This is a genomic window from Actinokineospora terrae, assembly GCF_900111175.1.
GTDB classification, from domain to species: Bacteria; Actinomycetota; Actinomycetes; order Mycobacteriales; family Pseudonocardiaceae; genus Actinokineospora; species Actinokineospora terrae.
Map to the genome: position 1 here is coordinate 64777 of NZ_FOGI01000008.1, position 19276 is coordinate 84052.

A 19276-nucleotide genomic window follows, 5' to 3' on the forward strand; every position below is an offset into this window, starting at 1 on the left:
AGGACGCATGCCGTTCCCGGGGTTGCCCGCCGACTTCCTGTGGGGAGTCGCCTCGGCGGCTTACCAGGTGGAGGGTGCTGTCGACGAGGACGGGCGGGCGAAGTCGGTCTGGGACACGTTCTGCGCCGAGCCGGGGAAGATCCGCGACGGCGACACGGGTGCGATCGCCACTGACCACTACCACCGCTACCGCGAGGACATCGCACTGTTGCGCGACCTCGGCGTCGGCGCCTACCGGTTCTCGGTGTCCTGGTCCAGGGTGCTGCCGGAGGGCAGGCCGAACCCGCTCGGCCTGGACTTCTACGACCGCCTGGTCGACGAGCTCGCCGAAGCGGGGATCGCCCCCGCCGTCACCCTCTTCCACTGGGACACCCCGCAGACCGTCGAGGACGCGGGCGGCTGGCTCAACCGCGACACCACCGAGCGGTTCGCCGAGTACGCCGCCGTGGTCGCCGAGCGCCTCAAGGACCGCGTCAAGCTGTGGATGCCGCTCAACGAGCCGGTGGTCGTCACCCTGTTCGGGTACGCGCTCGGGCACCACGCCCCCGGCAGATCCCTCGGCTTCGGCGCCCTCCCCGTCGTGCACCACCTGCTGCTCGGGCACGGCCGCGCGGTCCAGGCACTGCGGGCGGCGGGTGCCACGGGCATCGGCATCGCCAACAACCACGGGCCGGTCTGGCCCGCATCGACCGCGGAGCAGGACACGACCGCCGCCCAGACCTACGACACGCTGGTGAACCACCTGTTCGCCGACCCGATCCTGCGCGGCGCCTACCCCGCGCCCGAACTCGCCGCCGCCATGCCGGGGCCGGTCGTGGAAGACCTCGAGGTCATCTCGGAACCGCTCGACTTCTACGGCATCAACTACTACCAGCCCACTCTCGTCGGTGAGTCCACATCGGACACGGTCGAGGTCGAGGGCGCGATGCTCCCGCCGGGGCTGCCGTTCGCGCCCCGCCCGATCACCGGCTACCCCGTCACCGACTTCGGCTGGCCCGTGGTCCCCGACGGCCTGCGCGAGACCATCGCGACCTTCATCACCCGCTACGGCGACGCGCTCCCCCCGATCTACATCACCGAGAGCGGCTGCTCCTACCACGACCCGGACCCGGTCGACGGCCGCGTACCCGACCCCCGGCGCATCGCCTACCACGAGGAGCACCTGCGGTCCCTGGCCCAGGCACGGGCGGCGGGCGCGGACGTGCGCGGGTACTTCGCGTGGTCGGCCACCGACAACTTCGAGTGGGCAGCCGGCTACCGCGAACGCTTCGGCCTCGTCCACGTCGACTACGCGACCCAGCGCCGCACGCCGAAGGACTCCTACCACTGGTACAAGCAGGTGGTCAGCTGACCCGAGCGCGGGCAGGTCAAACCCAGCCGGGCTGGGACTCCATCCCCTAGCCGACCTGGGCGGGTACCAGGGCGGGCATGCGCACCACCTGGGCGGCGTAGGTCAGTCCGGCGCCGAAGCCGACCAGCAGGGCGAGCCCGCCCGGGGCGACCTGGCCCTCGGCGGCCAGGCGTTCCATGGCCATGGGGATGGAGGCGGCCGAGGTGTTGCCGGATTCGACGACGTCCCTGGCGATGACGGCGTTGGGGGCGTCGAGCTTGCGGGCGATGGCCTCGATGATGCGCAGGTTGGCCTGGTGCGGCACGATCGCGGCGAGGTCGGCCGGGGTGATGCCCGCGCGTTCGCAGGCGAGCCGGGCGATCGGGTGGATCTCGGTGGTGGCCCAGCGGAACACCGCCTGGCCCTGCATCCGCATCCGGCCGCCGCGGGGGATCTCGATCAGCTCGGCGTTGGCCTCGGCGCCGTCGCTGCCCCACACGATCGGGCCGATGCCCGGTTCGTCGGCGGCGGCGACCACGGCGGCCCCGGCCCCGTCGGCGAAGATGATCGAGGTGCCCAGGTCGGTCGGGTCGACCCAGGTGGACATGGTCTCGGTGCCGACCACCAGCACCCGGCTGGCGGACCCGGCGCGCACGGCGTCGGCGGCCACGGCCAGCGCGTAGCAGAAACCGGAGCAGGCGGCGTTGAGGTCGAACGCGGCCGCGGCGGACGACCCGAGCGCCTTGGCGACGGCGGCGGCGCGCACCGGGACGGGGCTCTCCGCGCTGCACGTCGCGACGATCACGAGGTCGACCTCGCCTGCGTGCATGCCCGCCTGGGTCAGCGCTCTCGTCCCCGCGGTGACGGCCATGGTCTCCAGGCCCTCGCCCCTGACCACGCGCCGGGACACGATGCCGGTCCGCTCCCGGATCCACTCGCCGGTGCGACCGAACCGGGCGGCGATCTCCGCGCTGCCCACGGCGGTGCTCGGCCGGTACGACCCGAGCCCGACCAGCCGGGCACCGACCGCTCCCGGGCGCTGGCGCAAACCGATGACTGTCACCGGCACACTGTGGTCAACTACCACCGGGTAGCGCTTGGCCTGTGATGGATTTCTCACCAAAGGTGTTATGTGCCAGCGACTTCCGACGCCACCGAACCCCCCGGTAGCACTCACCAGTAGCCAACACCACCACCCGTGTCGCGTGTGGACACCGCCCACCGCCATCCGGGTGACCCCTACCCGGCCCCCGGCCACCCGCCAGCCACCACCACACCGCTGCCGGACCACACCCCCACCCCAACAGCCCACAGCGACCACCGGCCACTGACGACAGGCGGTAGCCGCAGCCCACGTGGAGCACTCACCGCGAGCCACCACCGCGACACGCCGCCCGAGGCCACCACAGGCCATCCGCCGGATCTCAGGGGTGGAAAGCCCAAGGGCTGGTCGGCACCACGCACCCGTCGCGGGTCAGGGCTTTGGCGAATCGCGGGTCGGTGCCCAGGGCGGCGAGGTCGGTGCAGACCGGGACGGAGAGTGGGGTGGCGCAGGCGCCGCGGCGGGCGTTGAGGCGGGCGGCGGCGGCGAGCAGGGAGGACTCGACGCGGCGGCCGGTGCGGTGTTGGGCTCGGCGGACGAGGGCGGTGGTGATCGCGCGGGCGAGGACGACCCCGGCGAACACGGCCACCACGGTCATCAGCGTCGGCGGGACGCCCGCGTGCGCCTGCACCACCGGGTCGCTGCCCGGCGGGGGCCACGGGCCGAGCGCGGAGCCCCAGTCGGTGGCGTGGGCGTGCACGAGGCCCGGTCGCACGCCTGCCAGCGCGTCGGCGTCGAGCGCCCAGGCCTCGGCGTGGCCGGGCGGCCAGTCGTGGGTGAACACGTCGGCGTCGGTCACCAGGTGGCCGATGGCGGCGCGGCCCGCCGGGGTGGTGACGTCGGCGACCACGACCCGCTTGCCCCGGTTGAGCGCGTGCTCGCGCGCCGGGACACCGCCGACCAGGGGGACGCCGCCGGGTGGGTGCTCGGCGGGCGGCTCGACCCGCACGACCGTCGCGCCGAGGAAGCCGAGCAGGTGACCGGCCATGGCGCCGTGGTCGCGGCGGCAGCACTCGACCACGCGCAGCCCGGACAGCGGCAGCGGTCCCGGCACCCTCCTCAGGTCCGCGGCCGGGCCGCCGAGCGGGTGCGCGGCGTACGGGGCGAGGTCGTCGATCGGGCGGTGCGCGACCCGGACCAGGCCCATCCCGGTGGCGCGCGCGCAGTGCTCGGCGCGGTCGATGGAGGTCCTGGCGGCGAGCAGGGTGAGTTCGGCGGGCAGCGGGCAGGTGGCCGTGTGCTCGCGGCGGTGGAACACGGGCCACCCACCGGCGACCGCGTCACCGCCGGCGCCCATGGCGTCCCAGAACCGCCGCCACACCGCCGCGTCGACGGCCGCCACCTCGTAGCCGATGCCCTCGACCGACACCAGCGGCGCGCCACCGGGCCCGGGGATCTCCTCCGGGGTGTCCGCGGTCGCCGAGGCGAGATACTGCGACACCGCCAGCAGCGCGGCCTGCGCCGCCGAGGTGCTCACCTCCCGCACCGCGATCCCCCGCACCCTGGCCAACTCGAGCGCGGCGGCACCGGTCTCCCCCAGTTCGGTGGCCAGCAGGCAGGTGTAGTTCAGGTCCAGCCGCCGCGGCTCACCGAAGCGCCGACCGTTGACGTGCATCAACCCGCACGCGGCCTGCACGTCGATCTCCCCGGCCAGCGGCAGGTCGACCGGACCGGCCCAGGACGTGCCGTCGCACAAGGCGGAGGTCACCCTCGCCCTCACCTCACTCCCGCGCTGGGAATCCCGGGGAGATGGCCCCGAGATCGGCAACCACCTTCCCCAGAGACGCACCGGACCCGCGAGATGAGACCCGGTTCTCCACCTGAACGTGTGACATCCGAGTTGCATAGTCACCGCACGTGGTCGACCTCGGTGCTGACAGGATGCGGCCCATGGACCTGGCTCTCGTCGGCCGGGCGGTGCTGATGTTCGCGGTCACCAACGTCGACGACATCGTGCTGCTGGCGCTGTTCTTCAGCCAACGCGGACGCCGGTCGGCGGTGGTCGCGGGTCAGTACCTCGGCTTCGCGGCGATCCTGGCGGCCTCGGTGGCGGCCGGACTCGGTGCCGGATTGCTGCCGGACCACCTGATCCCGCTGCTCGGACTGCTCCCGCTCGGCCTGGGACTGCGGGCGGCGTGGTCGGCCTGGAAGGACAACGACGACGAGCCTTCCGTGCGGACGTCGCCGGGGGTGCTCGCCATCGCCGGGGTGACACTGGCCAACGGCGGGGACAACGTGGGGGTCTACGCGCCCGTGTTCGCCGCGAGCGGCCCGTCGGACACGGTGGCCTACGCCGCCGTGTTCCTGGTCTTGGTGGCCGCGTGGTGCGCCGCGGGACTGTTCGTCGCCAGTAGGCCGGTCGTGGCACGCACCCTGACCCGATGGGGCCACGTGCTGCTGCCCGTGGTCCTCATCGGAATCGGCGTGCTCATCCTCCTCGGCATCTAGCCCTCAGTACTGGTAAAAGCCTCGGCCGCTCTTCTTGCCCAGTAGGCCTGCGTCGACCATGCGGAGCAGGAGGGGTGGGGCGGAGTAGAGCTGTTCCTTGAACTCCGCGTACAGGGAATCGGCGATGGCCTTGGTGGTGTCGAGGCCGATGAGGTCGGTCAGCCGGAGGGGGCCCATGGGGTGGGCGCAGCCCAGGACCATGCCGTTGTCGATGTCCTCGGCGGAGGCGAAGCCGGATTCCATCATCCGGATCGCGGAGAGCAGGTACGGGATGAGCAGGGCGTTGACCACGAACCCGGCCCGGTCCTGCGACAGCACGACCTGCTTGCCCAGCGCGTCCTCGACGAACGCCTTGGCCCGGTCGCGGGTGTCGGCGGCGGTCAGCAGGGACGGCACCAGCTCGACCAGCTTGAGCACCGGGACCGGGTTGAAGAAGTGCACCCCGATGACCGCGTGCGGCCTTGCCGTCGCCATGCCCAGCTTCATGATCGGGATGGACGAGGTGTTGGACGCCAGGATGGCGTCGGGGTCCTCGACGACCTTGTCGAGGGTGGTGAAGACGTCGGTCTTGACCTGCTCGTTCTCGGCGACGGCCTCGACGGTCACCTGGCGGTCGGCGAACTCGCCGAGGTCGGTGGTGAACCGCAGCCTGCCCAGGGCGGCGTCGCGCTCGTCCTCGGCCAGCTTGCCGTTGCGCACCCCGCGCGCCAGCGACGCCTCGACCCGCTTGCGGCCCGACTCCAGCGCGCCCGCGCTGACCTCGGCCACCACCACGTCCAGGCCCGCCCGCGCGCACACCTCGGCGATGCCCGAGCCCATCAGACCCGCCCCGACGACCCCGACCCGGCTGATCCCGCTCACCGCGACCTCATCTCCACTCGACGCTCCAGCACCCAGCACTGCCAAACCCGGCCAGCATCACACATTGCGCCGGTACTGCCCACCGACCTCGAAGAAGGCCTCGGTGATCTGACCCAGCGTGCACACCCTGGCCGCGGCCATCAGCACGTCGAAGACGTTCTCGTCGGACGCGGCGACCTCGCGCAGCCGCACCAGCGCGGCAGTGGCCTCGTCGCGGTGGCGCTGCTGGAAGTCGCGGGTGCGCTCGACCTGGGCGCGCTTCTCGTCCTCGGTGGCGCGGGCCAGTTCGATCTCCACGACCTCGTCCTCCTCGCCCTTGGCAGGCAGGAAGGTGTTGACGCCGACCAGCGGGAGGGTGCCGTCGTGCTTGCGGTGCTCGTAGAGCATCGACTCGTCCTGGATGCGGCCGCGCTGGTAGCCGGTCTCCATGGCGCCCAGGACGCCGCCGCGGTCGGAGATGCGGTCGAACTCGGTGAGCACGGCCTCCTCGACCAGGTCGGTGAGCTCGTCGATGACGAAGGAACCCTGCAGCGGGTTCTCGTTCATCGACAGGCCCCACTCCTTGTTGATGATGAGCTGGATCGCCATCGCGCGGCGCACCGACGACTCGGTGGGCGTGGTGATCGCCTCGTCGAAGGCGTTGGTGTGCAACGAGTTCGCGTTGTCGTAGAGCGCGCACAGAGCCTGGAGCGTGGTGCGGATGTCGTTGAAGTTCATCTCCTGGGCGTGCAGCGAGCGCCCGGAGGTCTGCACGTGGTACTTCAGCTTCTGCGACCGCTCGGCGGCGCCGTAGCGCTCCCGCATGGCCACCGCCCAGATCCGGCGGGCGACCCGGCCGATCACCGAGTACTCGGCGTCCATGCCGTTGGAGAAGAAGAACGACAGGTTCGGCGCGAAGTCGTTGATGTCCATGCCGCGCGCGAGGTACGACTCGACGTAGGTGAACCCGTTGGCCAGGGTGAAGGCGAGCTGGCTGATGGGGTTCGCCCCGGCCTCGGCGATGTGGTAGCCGGAGATGGACACCGAGTAGAAGTTGCGGACCTTGTTGCGGATGAACCACTCCTGGATGTCGGCCATCATCCGCAGGCTGAACTCGGTGGAGAAGATGCAGGTGTTCTGGCCCTGGTCCTCCTTGAGGATGTCGGCCTGCACCGTGCCGCGCACGTTGGCCAGCGCCCACGCGGTCAGCTCGACCCGCTCGTCGTCGGTGGGCTGCCTCCCGTTGTCCGCCACGAACTTGTCGACCCGCTGGTCGATCGCGGTGTTGAGGAAGTACGCCAGGATCGTCGGCGCCGGGCCGTTGATCGTCATCGACACCGAGGTGGTCGGCGCGGTCAGGTCGAACCCGTCGTAGAGGACCTTCATGTCCTCCAGCGAGGCGATGGACACCCCGGAGGTGCCGATCTTGCCGTAGACGTCCGGCGGGGTGTCGGGGTCGCGGCCGTAGAGGGTCACCGAGTCGAACGCGGTGGACAGCCGGGTGGCCGGGTTGCCCGCCGACAGCAGCTTGAACCGGCGGTTGGTGCGGAACGCGTCGCCCTCACCGGCGAACATGCGGGCCGGGTCCTCGCCCTCGCGCTTGAACGGGAACACGCCTGCGGCGAACGGGAACCGGCCGGGCAGGTTCTCCCGGCGCAGGAACCGGACCAGCGAGGCGTCGTCGTCGAAGCGGGGCAGCGCGACGCGGGGAACCTTGTTGCCGGACAGGGTCTCGCGCCACAGCTGGGTGCGCAGCTCCTTGTCGCGGACCTTGACCACGAGCTCCTCGGCCCGATACTGCTCCACAGTGGACGGCCAGTCGGCGAGCAGGTCCTCGGTCTCGCGCTCGACCTTGCGGGCGGCCTCGGCGGCCAGCTTCTCCACGTCCTCTGTGGACGCGCCTGCCTCGACGAGGGCCCTGTGGGTGAACGAGAGCGCGGAGTGGGCGCGCACCGCGTCGACCTGCTGGTCGGTCTTGCGGTGGTACCCGCGCACGGACTCGGCGATGTCGGACAGGTAGCGGGCGCGCTGCGGCGGCACGACCGTCGCGGCTGAAGTGGACACCTTGCCCTCGACGAGCGGGAGCGCGCCCTCGGCGAACGCGACCCCCTTGTCCGCCAACAGCTTGCGCAGCTCCTGGTAGAGCGCGGTGACGCCGTCGTCGTTGAAGGTGGCGGCGCTGGTGCCGTAGACCGGCATGTCCTCCCAGGACTTGCCGAACGCCTCCCGGTTGCGCACCAGCTGCCGGGCCACGTCGCGGCGGGCGTCCTCGGCGCCGCGGCGCTCGAACTTGTTGATGGCGACCACGTCGGCGAAGTCGAGCATGTCGATCTTCTCCAGCTGCGAGGCGGCGCCGAACTCCGGCGTCATCACGTACAGCGAGACGTCGACGTAGGGCACGATCGCGGCGTCGCCCTGGCCGATGCCGGGGGTCTCGACGATGACCAGGTCGTTGCCAGCGGCCTTGGCGGCGGCGATCGCGCCTGCCAGGCCCTCGGGGACCTCGGAGCCCGCGCCGCGGGTGGCCAGCGAGCGGAAGAAGACCCGGTCGCCCTCCAGCGAGTTCATCCGGATCCGGTCGCCGAGCAGGGCGCCACCGCCGCGGCGGCGGGTCGGGTCGACGGCGATGACCGCGACGCGCAGCTTGTCCTGCTGGTCGAGTCGCAGGCGGCGGACGATCTCGTCGGTCAGCGACGACTTGCCGGAGCCGCCGGTGCCGGTGATGCCCAGCACGGGGACGGTCCGGTCGGTGGGGTCCAGGGCGGTGCGGACGTCGTCGGGCAGGGTGCCCGCCTCGATCCGGGAGATCGTCCTGGCCAGCGCGGCGTGGTCCCCGGCGAGCAGCGCGTCGCGGGTCACGTCACCCGGTGGGGTGAAGTCGCAGGCCTCGACCATCGAGTTGATCATCTTGGCCAGGCCCAGCCGCTGGCCGTCCTCGGGGGAGAAGATCCGGGCGACGCCGCGCGAGTGCAGCAGCTTGATCTCCTCGGGCACGATGACGCCGCCACCGCCGCCGAACACCTTGACGTGGCCAGCGCCGTTCTCGGCCAGCAGCTCCACCAGGTAGCTGAAGTACTCGACGTGCCCGCCCTGGTAGGCGCTGATGGCCACGCCCTGGGTGTCCTCCTGGATGGCGGCGGTGACCACCTCGCGGACCGAGCGGTTGTGCCCGAGGTGGATCACCTCGGCGCCCTGCGACTGCAGGATCCGGCGCATGATGTTGATCGCCGCGTCGTGGCCGTCGAACAGGCTGGCCGCGGTGACGAACCGGACCGGGTTGGCCGGTCGGTACAGCTCGGCGGACATGGGTCCTCCAGGAGGGGTGCGACGTACCCATTTAGTTTGACGTCCTACTTTCGGACGGGCAAGTACCGTGTGGCTGAACTAACGGCCGTAGGATGGCCCGGTGATACCCGAACCGGTCACCAGGATGCTGGCCGACGACCTGGCGTCCACCGCGCTGGGCATCCGGCTGCTCGACGCCGGACCCGGTCGCGCCGCGGCGGCTATGCGGATCACCGAGACCATGGTCAACGGGCACGGCATCGGCCACGGCGGGTACGTGTTCCTGCTGGCCGACACCGCGTTCGCCTGCGCCTGCAACAGCCACGGCCCGGTCACCGTCGCCGCCGGGGCCGACATCACCTTCGTCGCCGCCGTCCACCTGGGTGACGACCTGGTCGCCACCGCCACCGAGCGGACCGTCTACGGCCGCAGCGGCATCTACGACGTCACGGTGACCAGGGGCGACGAGGTCGTCGCCGAGTTCCGCGGCAGGAGCAGGACCCTGCGATGACCGCCGACCGGACGACCGTCGAGCACTGGCTGGCCGAGGCCATCGACCTGGCCACCACCAACGTCACCCGCGGCGGCGGCCCCTTCGGCGCCCTGGTCGTGCGCGGCACCGAGGTCATCGCCCGCGGCGTCAACCGCGTCACCGCCGACCTCGACCCCACGGCCCACGCCGAAGTGGTGGCCATCCGCACCGCCTGCCACACCCTCGGCGACTTCCGCCTGTACGGCTGCACCCTGATCTCCTCCTGCGAACCGTGCCCCCTGTGCCTGTCGGCGTCGCTGTGGTCCCGCCTGGACCGAGTCGTGTACGCCGCCGACCGAGACGACGCCGCCAAGGCAGGCTTCGCCGACAGCGAGTTCTACGACGTCCTCGCCCGCCCGCGCGACACGTGGCCGCTGAAGGTCGACCAACTCCGCCCCGGCACCGAGTCGACCCCCTTCACAACCTGGACCACCCGCCTCGACCGCACCGACTACTGAGCTGCCGACCGCTGACCACGCTCACCCGCCGACAACGATGGCCTCACACGTCGACGAAGACGGTGCCACCCGCTCTAAGGAGCGGCCGAGTTCGCGGGACCTTTGAAGACTGTGAGGGCTATGCAGGCCTGGCGGTAGAACTGCAATCCAAGCACGGCGGTGATGGTTGCGGCGAAGGTGGTGAAAGGGCGTCGACAGTCGGTGTGGAGGACGCGCCAGGTCTTGAGGTTGGCGATGGCGTGTTCGACACGGACGCGGATCGCGTTGTGTTCATGATTGAAGTTGCGCCCCCACTTCACCAACTCCCGGCGCGCGGGCTTGCGGATCGGCGTGAGGATCCCCGTGCCGACATAGGCCTTATCGCTCATCCAATGGGGCACATCTCCGTCGAAGACGCCCGACTCGGTAAGGCAACGAGTGTCATGCCAATGGCCGGGTAAGGGATCCGACACCCACGCCAACCGGCCATCAAGCGTGCAGGCCACTAGGACGTTTGAGCCCGGTCGTGCGGTGTTTGTCCGAGTACAGGTTCTTCTCCCGCGACACCCATGACCAGCACGGCAACAACGTGCCATCCACGACATAAGTCGACCGGGGATCCAACTCGTCGACCGTGGGCACGCACTCCGCCAACAGCCTGGCCAACACCGGTGTCACTGCGGTGATCGCCCGACCGATCGTCGACTGCGACACCCCGAACGACTCCGCCAACAGAACTGTCAGGAGCGCTTCGCCTTTTCGGCCGCGGCCTCTGCCCTTTCAACCTTTCTCTCTTGAGCTTTGACAGCCTCATTCGTCTTCTTGACGTTCCGCCCGAGTGATGCGAACTTGTCTTCAGCTTCCTTCAAGAGCTTCTTCGCGGTGGCGAGGTCGTCCTTCCTTACCGTCACCTCCCTTTCGGCGGCTACGTGCTCCTTAACGCACGCATCGCGATCAGCTGTCAGTTTGTCCAATTTCTTGCGTTCGGCCGCCACATTCATGGTTCCTCCTCGGATGATCAGCGCCCAGTGTAGGCACAGCGATCAACAGGGCCGGATCGCGGAAAAGCGCCAAGATGTGCGGCTGGCTCACCTCATCAAAGAGCGCCAAGTGCACACGGGACGCCGCTACCTTGTCAGTCCGCGCCAGCAGGTCCACATCGCCCAGGAGGGCGAACCACACTCGCTTATCTGGGTCGGTCGACGGCAGCGCGGTGGTCGGGGCCGGAACGCTGTGGTGGGGCGGTGTTGCTGCGGGCGGGGATGGTGAAGCAGACAGTCGTGCCGTCAGTCGGGCCGGGTTCGATCCAGATGCGGCCGCCGTGGCGTTCGATGATGCGCTTGCAGGTGCTGAGCCCGATACCGGTTCCCTGGTAGCCCAAGCCGGAGTCCTCGCGGTGGAAGAGGGCGAAGACCTTCTCCCGGGCTTGTTCCGGGATACCGATGCCGTTGTCGGTGGTGCGGATCGTGACCCAGCCGTCGGTGGACTCGGCGGTGATGTGGACCCGGGGGGCGACGTCGGGGGCCACGTACTTGACGGCGTTGCCGAGGAGGTTGGCCATGACCTGGCGCAGGAAGGTGGGTTGGGCGGGGATGGCCGGGAGGTGGTCGTGGGTGATGGTGATGTGGGCGCCGCGGGAGGTGCGCAGTTCGGTGGTGAGGTCGTCGACGAGGGTGTCGAGGTCGACCGCGTGCAGGCTCAGCGGTTCGTGGCAGGCCTTGGCGTGGGCCAGCAGGTCGTCGATCATCGAGGTCATCCGCCCGGCGGAGCGGGTGATCGCGGCGACGGCCTTGACCTCGCTCGGTGACCGCTCCCCCAGTTCGGCGAACACCTCGGCGTAGGCGGTGATCGCGGTCAGCGGGCTCTTCAGGTCGTGGGCGACCATCGCGGTGAACCGGTCGAGCTCGTCGTTGGCCGCCGCCAGCTCGCTGTTGGCCAGCGCCAGCCGCTCCCGGGCCGCCTCACGCTCGGTCACGTCCCGCAGGAAGGCGTGGAAGCGCTTCTCCCCCTGCCAGGTGAACGGCGCCAGGCTCAGCTCCACCAGCAGTGCCGTCCCGTCCCGGCGCCGCGCGGGCACCCGCACCAGTCGGGTGTTGCCCAGCGCGGCACGGGCCAGCAGGCTCTCGCCGTCCGCGCGCTGCGGGAACACCAGCTCCTCCAGCCTGCGCCCGCCAGCCTCGATCGACGACCAGCCGAACATCGCCTCGGCCGCCGGGTTCCACCGGGTCACCACGCCGTCCGGATCGGTGACCACGAACGCGTCCTGCGCCGTGTCGAGCACCGTCGTCAGCAGCCGTTCCCGGTCCGCCAGCTCGCGCCGCTGCGCCCGCTCCACCGTGACGTCGCTCATCGCCACGACCGCGCCCAGCGGACTCCCGTCGGCCCGGCGCAGCGCCCGGCCCGTGCACACGACCCGCACCGGCGGTCGACCGGCGGGCGCGATCACCATCTCCTGGCCGGTGACCTCGCCCTCGTGCAGCGCCCGGTACAGCGGGATCTGCGGCACCGGCAGCGGGGTGACGCCGTCGCGGTCGTACAGGCTGTAGCGGCCCGCCCAGTCGGCGGCGTCGACCCCCGCGTCCGGGTCGATGCCGTGCCACTCGCGGGCGGCGCGGTTGAACATCGACAGGCGGCCGTACTCGTCGCACACCACGATGGCCACGTCGATCGACTCGTGCACGGCGTCGGTGAGCTGCCCGCGCGCCTCCAGCTGCCGCGCGTAGTCCTCGGCCAGCGCCAGAGCCTGCTCCGCCTCCCCCGCCAGCGCGGCGGTGACCCTGGCCTGCCTGCGCCGCTCGAACAGCGACAGCACGACGGTGGCGAGGTCCTCCAGGGCGGTGATCTGCTCGTCGGTGAACGCGCGCGCCTCGCTGTCGAACGCGCACAGCGTGCCCAGCACGTGCCCGGCCGGGGTCATCAGCGGGACCGAGGCGTAGCCGCGCACCCTGGCCAGCTCCCCGGTGACCCACGGGTTGGCGGCGAAGCGCTCGTCGGTGCTGGCGTCGGCGACGTGCACGGGGACGCCGGTGCTGACGACCACCTCGCACATGGCGGTCGAGCGGGGCGAGTCGGAGCCCTCGAACCCGACCGTGGTGAGCTGGCACTGCCGGTTCTCGTCGAACAGGTTCAGCGTCGCGGTGGGCACCGAGGCCAGCATCGCGGCGACCCGGACCACCGCGGCCAACTCGTCGTCGGCGGGCGCGTCGAGCACTCCGTACTCGTGCAGCGCGGCGAGCCGCGCGGCCTCGTCCACCACGTGCGCCTCCCGAGCCGACCAGCCGAGACCCCCACACGTATCCCATCGACCACACCGGTCAGACCTGAAGGACCACAGGCCGACAACCGCCGTTCGGGTGACAACCGGTCACGGTGGGTCAGATCAGCGCCAGGAAGACCACGCCACCGACCACCGGACCCACCAGCGCGCCCACCACGACCTGCGCCACGGTGTGGTCGCCGAGCACCACGCGCGACCAACAGACCAGGGCCACCGGGAGCAACAGCAGCAACGACCACGGTCCGTGCAGCAGCGCCACCATGGCCACCGCTCCCCCGGCGACCGCCGCGTGCAGCGAGACCTTCCAGCGCCGGGTGATCGCCACGCACACAGTGAGCGTCGCGAACATCGACAGCGACAACGCCAACACCTCCGGCGGGGCGTCGGCCACCACCAGGATCGCGATACCCACCGCCGTGGAACCGAGGCCGACCGCGAGGGGGACGAACCGGTGCTCCCGATCGCGGACGTGGTGGGTGTCCCACCGCCCCGCCCTGGCCCCGCGGACGATGAAGACCATCGGCAACACACTGGAGAACAGGGCGACCTCCAGGCCCCACAGCAGGGTGCGCGCCACATCGCCCCCGGTGGCGGACCACGCGACGACCAGCGGGAGCACCAGCACCACGACCGCGGGCGAGCACACCTCACTGACCACCCTGGCCACCCGATTCCCCCGAACCACAACCTCACTCACCCCCACAGTGTCAATCACCACCCCACCCACCCGCCAACGCCAACCACCACCCCACCCACCCGCCAACGCCAACCACCACCCCACCCCGCGCGGCGCCGACCGCAGTGCCCTGCTCGGGCGAGCATCGGGCACGTGGTCACCGGGTGATGGCACTCGCCACCACGGACCAGGCGCGGGCTGTCCCCAATGCCGCCACTTGTCCACAGGTCCGGCGCGAGGGGTATTGACAAGTCGGCCCAGGCGATACGTTCAGAGATGGGGCCCCGGGCCCCGGGAGGGTGGGCCCCCGGAGCGGAGTTGATCTTGGCCGGGGTGCCGCGGTCGGGGTGCCGCGGTCGGGGTGCGGCGGTCAGGGTGCGGCGGTCAGGGTGCGGCGGTCAGGGTGCGGCGGTCAGGGTGCGGCGGCCGGAGTGCCGCGGCTAGTGAGGCGTTCTCGCTCGTCATGACGCCCGCACAGTGCCGACCAGGGCCCGACCCGTTCATCCGGTGCTGGCCACACCCGCACGGTGTCACCTGTCGCCCCACCCGCCAGCGTCGACCATCACCTCCCCGCGCACTCGACCCATCCCCGGCGGTACCTGGACCGAATGACCCGTGGTCGGTATCAGCTCGAAGTCGGAAGATGGGAGTCGCGCGTGGCCACATCCCCAGTCGCCTCGGTGCTTGTGGAGGTCGTGGAACGGGTGCTCGGTGGTCCGCTGCCGCTGCGGGTGCGCGCCTGGGACGGTAGTGAGGCGGGGCCGGAGGGCGGGCCGGTGGCGGTGGTGCGGGATCGGCGGGCGTTGCGGCGGTTGCTGTGGGACCCGAACGAGCTCGGGCTGGCCCGCGCGTACGTCTCCGGTGAGCTGGACGTCGATGGTGATCTCGGCGAGGCGCTGTCCCTGTTCTGGGCGATGGCGCGTGGCGGCGGGATCCGGAAGGTCACGGTCAAGGACAAGCTGTCGCTGGTCGGCACCGGTGTGCGGCTCGGTCTGGTCGGTCCGCGCCCGCGCCCGCCCGCCGAGGAGGCCCGGCTCTCGGGCCGCAAGCACACCCGGCACCGCGACCGGGCGGCGATCGCGCACCACTACGACATGTCCAACGCCTTCTACGAGCGCGTGCTGGACCCCAACATGGCGTACTCCTGCGCGTACTGGACCTCGGACGCGCCCGACTACGGGGTCGAGGACGCGCAGCGGGACAAGCTGGAGCTGGTCTGCGTGAAGCTGGGCCTGCGGCCGGGCATGCGGATGCTCGACGTGGGGTGCGGGTGGGGGTCGTTGGCGATCCACGCGGCCAAGCACCACCGGGTGCACGTCACCGGGATCACGCTCTCGGAGCAGCAGCGGGACTTCGTGCTGGAGCGGATCGCGGCCGAGGGGCTCGGCGACCGGGTCGACGTGCGGTTGCAGGACTACCGGGAGCTCGCCGACGAGCCGTTCGACGCGATCGGGACGCTGGAGATGGGCGAGCACGTCGGCGCCGAGAACTACCCCCGGTACGCGCAGACGCTGTTCCGGATGCTCAAGCCCGAGGGCCGGTTGCTGTTGCAGCAGATGTCGCGCGGGGCCGTCGCGCAGGGCGGTGGGTCGTTCATCGAGACCTACATCGCGCCGGACATGAACATGCGGCCGGTGGGGCAGACCGTGGACATGCTGGAGGACACGGGTCTGGAGGTCCGCGACGTCGAGGCGCTGCGGGAGCACTACGTGTGGACGTGCCGGGCGTGGGGCGAGACGATCGAGTCGCGGTGGGACGAACTGGTCGCGTTGGCCGGGGAGACGACCACGCGGGTGTGGCGGCTGTACATGGCGGGCAGTGCGCTGGCGTTCGAGGAGAACCGGATCGGGGTGCACCAGGTGCTGGCCGTTCGTCCGACCGCGGCGGGGGTGGCCGGGCTGCCCCGGACCCGCGCCGAGCTGCTCGCCTCGGAGTCGGTGTGATCCTGCTCGTCGCGCTCGGTGTGGTGGCCGCCGTCGTCGGGGCCACGTTCGTCGTCAGCGTCCGGCGTGGGCGCTGGGACCTGATCGATACGGTGTGGGGACTGGGTTTCGCGGCCGTCGCGGTGGTCGCGTGCGTTGTGTCCACAGGGGACTTGGCGCTGCGGTTGACGGTGACGGCGATGGTCGTGCTGTGGGGCGTGCGGCTGGCCGTGCACATCCACCGGCGCAACCGGGGCCGGCCCGAGGACCGGCGGTACGTCGAGATCCTCGGCGGCGCCCAGGGCGACCCGCGGCTGCACATGCTGCGCCGGGTGTTCCTCCCGCAGGCGGCGATCATGTGGTTCGTGTCGCTGCCGGTGCTGGCCGCCGAGCACGGCAGGGTCACCGCGGTGACATACGCGGGCGTCGCGGTGTGGCTGGTCGGCCTGGTGTTCGAGACCGTGGGAGACTGGCAACTGGCCCGCTTCAAGGCCGACCCGTCGACCAAGGGGACCGTGCTCGACACCGGGCTCTGGCGCTACACCCGCCACCCCAACTACTTCGGTGACGCGTGCGTGTGGTGGGGCGTGTACCTCACCGCGTGCCACTCGTGGCTCGGCGCGGCGACCCTGGCGTCGCCGGTGCTCATGACGTACCTGCTGGCCAAGGGCACCGGCAAACCCCTGACCGAGCGCCACCTGTCGTCCAGCCGCCCCGGCTACGCCGACTACGTGGCGCGCACGAGCGGGTTCTTCCCGCTCCCCCCGAAGAGAGGAACCCGCGCATGAGGACGGGCGACACCGCACCGGACTTCACCCTCCCCGACGACACCGGCACGCCGCGCACGCTGAGCGAGTGGCTGGAGACGGGCCCGGTCGTCCTCTTCTTCTACCCGGCCGCGATGACCGGCGGCTGCACCGCGGAGTCCTGCCACTTCCGCGACCTGGCCAAGGAGTTCGCCGAGGTGGGCGCGCACCGGGTCGGCATCAGCCCGGACGACGTCGCCAAGCAGGCCCGCTTCTCGGAGATCAACTCCTTCGACTACCCCCTGCTCGCCGACACCGACGGCACCGTCGCCACCCAGTTCGGTGTCCGCCGCCGCTTCGGGCCGCTGCTGACCAAGCGCATGACGTTCGTCATCGACTCCGACCGCACGGTGCTGGCCGCCATCAAGAGCGAACTCCGCATGGCCGTCCACGCCGACAAGGCCCTGGAAGTCCTCCGCGAACGCCTCTCCAAGACCGCCTAACCGAGCAGCACTTCCCGATCCCGCAACGCCTTGCGGAGCAGGGTCAGCGCACTACCGGACAACCTCGGCTCCAACCGAGCCACACTGTCCACAGTGAACGGGTGCAGCACGGCGGTCCCCTCGTCATTGACGAACCCGCCGTGCCCCACCAACGCGTCGAACTCCTCACCATCGAACACCGCGACGGTCAGCTGACTGGCACCCAACTCCAGTGGCTCCATGATGAGCCCGTAGTGCCAGAGCGTGAGATCACCGCTCTTGCGCAACGCCGTGAGTTCGCGGTACGGCGACGCTGAGACGTAATCCACCGGGCCTGCGGTGATGCCGTCGTGCTCGGGGTTGCCGAGGAACTCCTCGGAGAACTCCCGCATGATGTTGCGCCACAACGAGAAGTCAGCCTGCGGGTCGGACACCGGCTGGAACTCGCCCGCGGGCATGACGTGAGCGAGGCCGCCACCATCGGCTACCTTGGCGCCATCGCGCTCGTGGAGCACGAACCCGTGGTCCCCGTCGCGGTCCCGGCGCAGGGTGAGCGTGGAGATGCCTGGGGACATCAGCCAGGTATCGGGATCGAACGGATCACCGACGGCGGTACGGATCGGTAGGTCGTCCCAGGTCGGTAGCGCCCGTCCGCCGCGCAGCCACTTCTCCTTGAACTCGTGCGCCACCGCCTGTTTGACGTCGAACACAGCGAAGAAGGTGGTGAGCCCGAAGTCGAGGACGAGCCCGGCGGAGGTATCGATGCCGGTCAGGCGGTAGCTGGGGCGATTCTCCATGAGCCGAGGCCGCACGATGTCCCGCACGGCACGGCTGTAGCCGTCGTAGGGCGTTCCGCGATCGGTCAGCGGGAGGACCTGGTCGACGGGACGGGTTGGCGGCAGTGGTGTCTCGCGCCAGGTAAGTCGCACGTCGTCGAGCGCGACGGGGTGGTCGAGGAGCCAACCGGGGCCTTCGAGCACGTGTCCGCCGGGGGCGCGAACCGACTCGGAGTAGAGCCAGGCGGCCAGTTCGCTGAGTTCCCGCCCGCGCACTCCCGGCGCCCGCCGAACAGTGAGCCACTCCTGCTGACTACGCCGAATGTCATCCGGCCGAGCACTCGACCGCACCTCGTCACCGCCACCGACGCCGACCCGCTGCGCGGTGCTGCAAACCGCCCTGCGCGGTATCGATCGGTTCGTCCGAGGTGTCAGGCATGGTGCTCCGGTCGACGTGATGAAGGAGAACGTAGTACCAGAAATGGCAACAGGTCGCGCCTGGGAAAGGCGCGACCTGTTGCGGTCAGGGCGATTCAGCGATCAGAACGATCAGCAGCGGACGTGGGCGCGGAGGATCTTGGTGGTCTTGATGGGGGTGCCGTCCACCGGGTCGGGGTTGTCGGGAGTGGGCTGGATGCCGCCCGCGGCTACCTTGTCGAGGGTGGCCAAGCCGCGGGTGTCGACGGAGCCGAAGACGGTGTAGTTGGCGAGGAGGCGGGAGTCGCCGTAGACGAGGAAGAACTGGCTGCCGTTGGTGGCGGGGCCCGCGTTGGCCATGGCGAGCAGGCCTCGGGCGTAGACCTTGCGGGTGCCGGTGGTGTCACCCGGCCAGGTGGGCAGGTCGGTGGGGAGCTCGTCCTTGTACTTGTAGCCGGGGCCGCCCTCGCCGGTGCCGGTGGGGTCGCCGCACTGCAGGACCTTGAGGGTCGGGTAGGCGGTGAGGCGGTGGCAGGTGGTGAAGTCGTAGTACCGGTGCTCGGCCAGGTGCAGGAAGCTCTGCACCGTGCACGGCGCCTTCGCCCGGTCCAGGGTCAGGCCGATGGAGCCCTGGCTGGTGGGCAGGTCGACCTTGACCGTCCCCCGGCTCGGGGTGTGCCGCGGGTCGCGGGGCAGGCCCACCGGGCGGGCGGCGGGGTCGTCCGGGGTCTCGGTGTACTGGCACGGACCCTTGGTCACCTTCGGCGGCTGGTCCACAGCGGCCGAAGCGGCACCGGGGACGACCACGGCGGCGGACAACGCCATCGCCGCGATGACAACACCGCGGATGAGCACGGACGTCACGAGTTCCTCCTAGTCGGCGCCCGGGTATCGGGCGCCGACGGCGAGGGTAGGCCGTCGCGCCGTCACCAGAACAGGTGCGCGCGACGGCACCCCGGCACGGCCGAATGGCCCAAACACCCCGCGCCCCTGCGGTTTCCCGCAC

18 protein-coding genes are annotated in these 19276 nt (G+C 70.8%); 7 read left to right on the plus strand and 11 right to left on the minus strand.

Annotation, left to right across the window (positions count from 1 at the left end):
- Positions 1-7: 7 nt before the first annotated feature.
- A complete protein-coding gene (locus tag BMY07_RS19120) occupies positions 8-1351 on the plus strand; it encodes a GH1 family beta-glucosidase (protein ID WP_092780191.1) in 1344 nt (447 codons plus the stop codon).
- A gap of 46 nt (positions 1352-1397) precedes the next feature.
- Here BMY07_RS19120 and BMY07_RS19125 read toward each other — a convergent pair whose 3' ends face one another.
- Both BMY07_RS19125 and BMY07_RS19130 read right to left on the minus strand, forming a co-directional pair.
- Positions 1398-2399 carry a beta-ketoacyl-ACP synthase 3 gene (locus BMY07_RS19125; protein ID WP_092780193.1) on the minus strand — a complete coding sequence of 334 codons (1002 nt, stop codon included), beginning with the start codon at positions 2397-2399 and terminating at the stop codon, positions 1398-1400.
- Between the two features lie 355 nt (positions 2400-2754).
- Positions 2755-4140 carry a CoA transferase gene (locus BMY07_RS19130; RefSeq protein ID WP_092780195.1) on the minus strand — a complete coding sequence of 462 codons (1386 nt, stop codon included), beginning with the start codon at positions 4138-4140 and terminating at the stop codon, positions 2755-2757.
- 182 nt (positions 4141-4322) lie between these two features.
- Between BMY07_RS19130 and BMY07_RS19135 the strand changes: the two genes are divergently transcribed.
- Positions 4323-4880, plus strand: a complete 558-nt coding sequence (locus BMY07_RS19135) for a cadmium resistance transporter (RefSeq protein ID WP_092780197.1) — start codon at positions 4323-4325, stop codon at positions 4878-4880.
- A gap of 3 nt (positions 4881-4883) precedes the next feature.
- Here BMY07_RS19135 and BMY07_RS19140 read toward each other — a convergent pair whose 3' ends face one another.
- Positions 4884-5741, minus strand: a complete 858-nt coding sequence (locus tag BMY07_RS19140) for a 3-hydroxybutyryl-CoA dehydrogenase (RefSeq protein WP_092780199.1) — start codon at positions 5739-5741, stop codon at positions 4884-4886.
- A 57-nt stretch (positions 5742-5798) separates the two neighbouring features.
- Complete coding sequence (gene icmF, locus BMY07_RS19145) at positions 5799-9026, minus strand: fused isobutyryl-CoA mutase/GTPase IcmF (protein WP_092780201.1); 3228 nt, start codon at positions 9024-9026, stop codon at positions 5799-5801.
- A gap of 124 nt (positions 9027-9150) precedes the next feature.
- Between icmF and paaI the strand changes: the two genes are divergently transcribed.
- A complete protein-coding gene (paaI, locus tag BMY07_RS19150; protein WP_092781047.1) occupies positions 9151-9516 on the plus strand; it encodes a hydroxyphenylacetyl-CoA thioesterase PaaI in 366 nt (121 codons plus the stop codon).
- A complete protein-coding gene (locus BMY07_RS19155) occupies positions 9513-9995 on the plus strand; it encodes a nucleoside deaminase (RefSeq protein ID WP_092780203.1) in 483 nt (160 codons plus the stop codon). The genes paaI and BMY07_RS19155 overlap by 4 nt, the downstream gene beginning before the upstream one ends.
- Before the next feature lie 74 nt (positions 9996-10069).
- Here BMY07_RS19155 and BMY07_RS19160 read toward each other — a convergent pair whose 3' ends face one another.
- The 5 genes from BMY07_RS19160 to BMY07_RS19170 all read right to left on the minus strand — a co-directional run bounded on the left by BMY07_RS19160 (position 10070) and on the right by BMY07_RS19170 (position 13948).
- Positions 10070-10570 carry a transposase family protein gene (locus BMY07_RS19160; protein ID WP_245782525.1) on the minus strand — a complete coding sequence of 167 codons (501 nt, stop codon included), beginning with the start codon at positions 10568-10570 and terminating at the stop codon, positions 10070-10072.
- Complete coding sequence (locus BMY07_RS35460) at positions 10464-10688, minus strand: hypothetical protein (protein WP_245782538.1); 225 nt, start codon at positions 10686-10688, stop codon at positions 10464-10466. Before BMY07_RS35460 ends, BMY07_RS19160 begins: the two co-directional genes overlap by 107 nt.
- Before the next feature lie 26 nt (positions 10689-10714).
- On the minus strand, positions 10715-10975 hold the full coding sequence (locus BMY07_RS33770; protein ID WP_143073550.1) for a hypothetical protein: 261 nt from the start codon (positions 10973-10975) through the stop codon (positions 10715-10717).
- Between the two features lie 185 nt (positions 10976-11160).
- Positions 11161-13227, minus strand: coding sequence for an ATP-binding protein (locus BMY07_RS19165; RefSeq protein WP_143073551.1), 2067 nt, complete (start codon positions 13225-13227; stop codon positions 11161-11163).
- Between the two features lie 121 nt (positions 13228-13348).
- Positions 13349-13948 carry a hypothetical protein gene (locus BMY07_RS19170; RefSeq protein ID WP_245782496.1) on the minus strand — a complete coding sequence of 200 codons (600 nt, stop codon included), beginning with the start codon at positions 13946-13948 and terminating at the stop codon, positions 13349-13351.
- Positions 13949-14613: 665 nt separating this feature from the next.
- Between BMY07_RS19170 and BMY07_RS19175 the strand changes: the two genes are divergently transcribed.
- The 3 genes from BMY07_RS19175 to BMY07_RS19185 are packed head-to-tail and all read left to right on the plus strand — an operon-like array spanning position 14614 to position 17098.
- Positions 14614-15870 carry an SAM-dependent methyltransferase gene (locus BMY07_RS19175; RefSeq protein WP_245782526.1) on the plus strand — a complete coding sequence of 419 codons (1257 nt, stop codon included), beginning with the start codon at positions 14614-14616 and terminating at the stop codon, positions 15868-15870.
- On the plus strand, positions 15867-16637 hold the full coding sequence (locus BMY07_RS19180; protein WP_092780211.1) for a DUF1295 domain-containing protein: 771 nt from the start codon (positions 15867-15869) through the stop codon (positions 16635-16637). Before BMY07_RS19175 ends, BMY07_RS19180 begins: the two co-directional genes overlap by 4 nt.
- Complete coding sequence (locus tag BMY07_RS19185; protein WP_092780213.1) at positions 16634-17098, plus strand: peroxiredoxin; 465 nt, start codon at positions 16634-16636, stop codon at positions 17096-17098. The genes BMY07_RS19180 and BMY07_RS19185 overlap by 4 nt, the downstream gene beginning before the upstream one ends.
- Here BMY07_RS19185 and BMY07_RS19190 read toward each other — a convergent pair.
- Complete coding sequence (locus tag BMY07_RS19190) at positions 17095-18129, minus strand: hypothetical protein (RefSeq protein ID WP_092780215.1); 1035 nt, start codon at positions 18127-18129, stop codon at positions 17095-17097. The genes BMY07_RS19185 and BMY07_RS19190 overlap by 4 nt on opposite strands.
- Positions 18130-18402: 273 nt before the next feature.
- Positions 18403-19095 (minus strand): peptidylprolyl isomerase, encoded by a 693-nt coding sequence (locus BMY07_RS19195; protein WP_092781051.1) that lies wholly within the window; start codon positions 19093-19095, stop codon positions 18403-18405.
- Positions 19096-19276: the final 181 nt, after the last annotated feature.

Coding starts and splice junctions, on each gene's coding strand:
- BMY07_RS19120 (WP_092780191.1), top strand. CDS start 8: ATGCCGTTCCCGGGGTTGCCCGCCGACTTCCTGTGGGGAGTCGCCTCG.
- BMY07_RS19135 (WP_092780197.1), top strand. CDS start 4,323: ATGGACCTGGCTCTCGTCGGCCGGGCGGTGCTGATGTTCGCGGTCACC.
- icmF (WP_092780201.1), bottom strand. CDS start 9,026: ATGTCCGCCGAGCTGTACCGACCGGCCAACCCGGTCCGGTTCGTCACC.
- paaI (WP_092781047.1), top strand. CDS start 9,151: ATGCTGGCCGACGACCTGGCGTCCACCGCGCTGGGCATCCGGCTGCTC.
- BMY07_RS19155 (WP_092780203.1), top strand. CDS start 9,513: ATGACCGCCGACCGGACGACCGTCGAGCACTGGCTGGCCGAGGCCATC.
- BMY07_RS19160 (WP_245782525.1), bottom strand. CDS start 10,570: ATGGCACGTTGTTGCCGTGCTGGTCATGGGTGTCGCGGGAGAAGAACC.
- BMY07_RS33770 (WP_143073550.1), bottom strand. CDS start 10,975: ATGAATGTGGCGGCCGAACGCAAGAAATTGGACAAACTGACAGCTGAT.
- BMY07_RS19185 (WP_092780213.1), top strand. CDS start 16,634: ATGAGGACGGGCGACACCGCACCGGACTTCACCCTCCCCGACGACACC.
- BMY07_RS19195 (WP_092781051.1), bottom strand. CDS start 19,095: ATGGCGTTGTCCGCCGCCGTGGTCGTCCCCGGTGCCGCTTCGGCCGCT.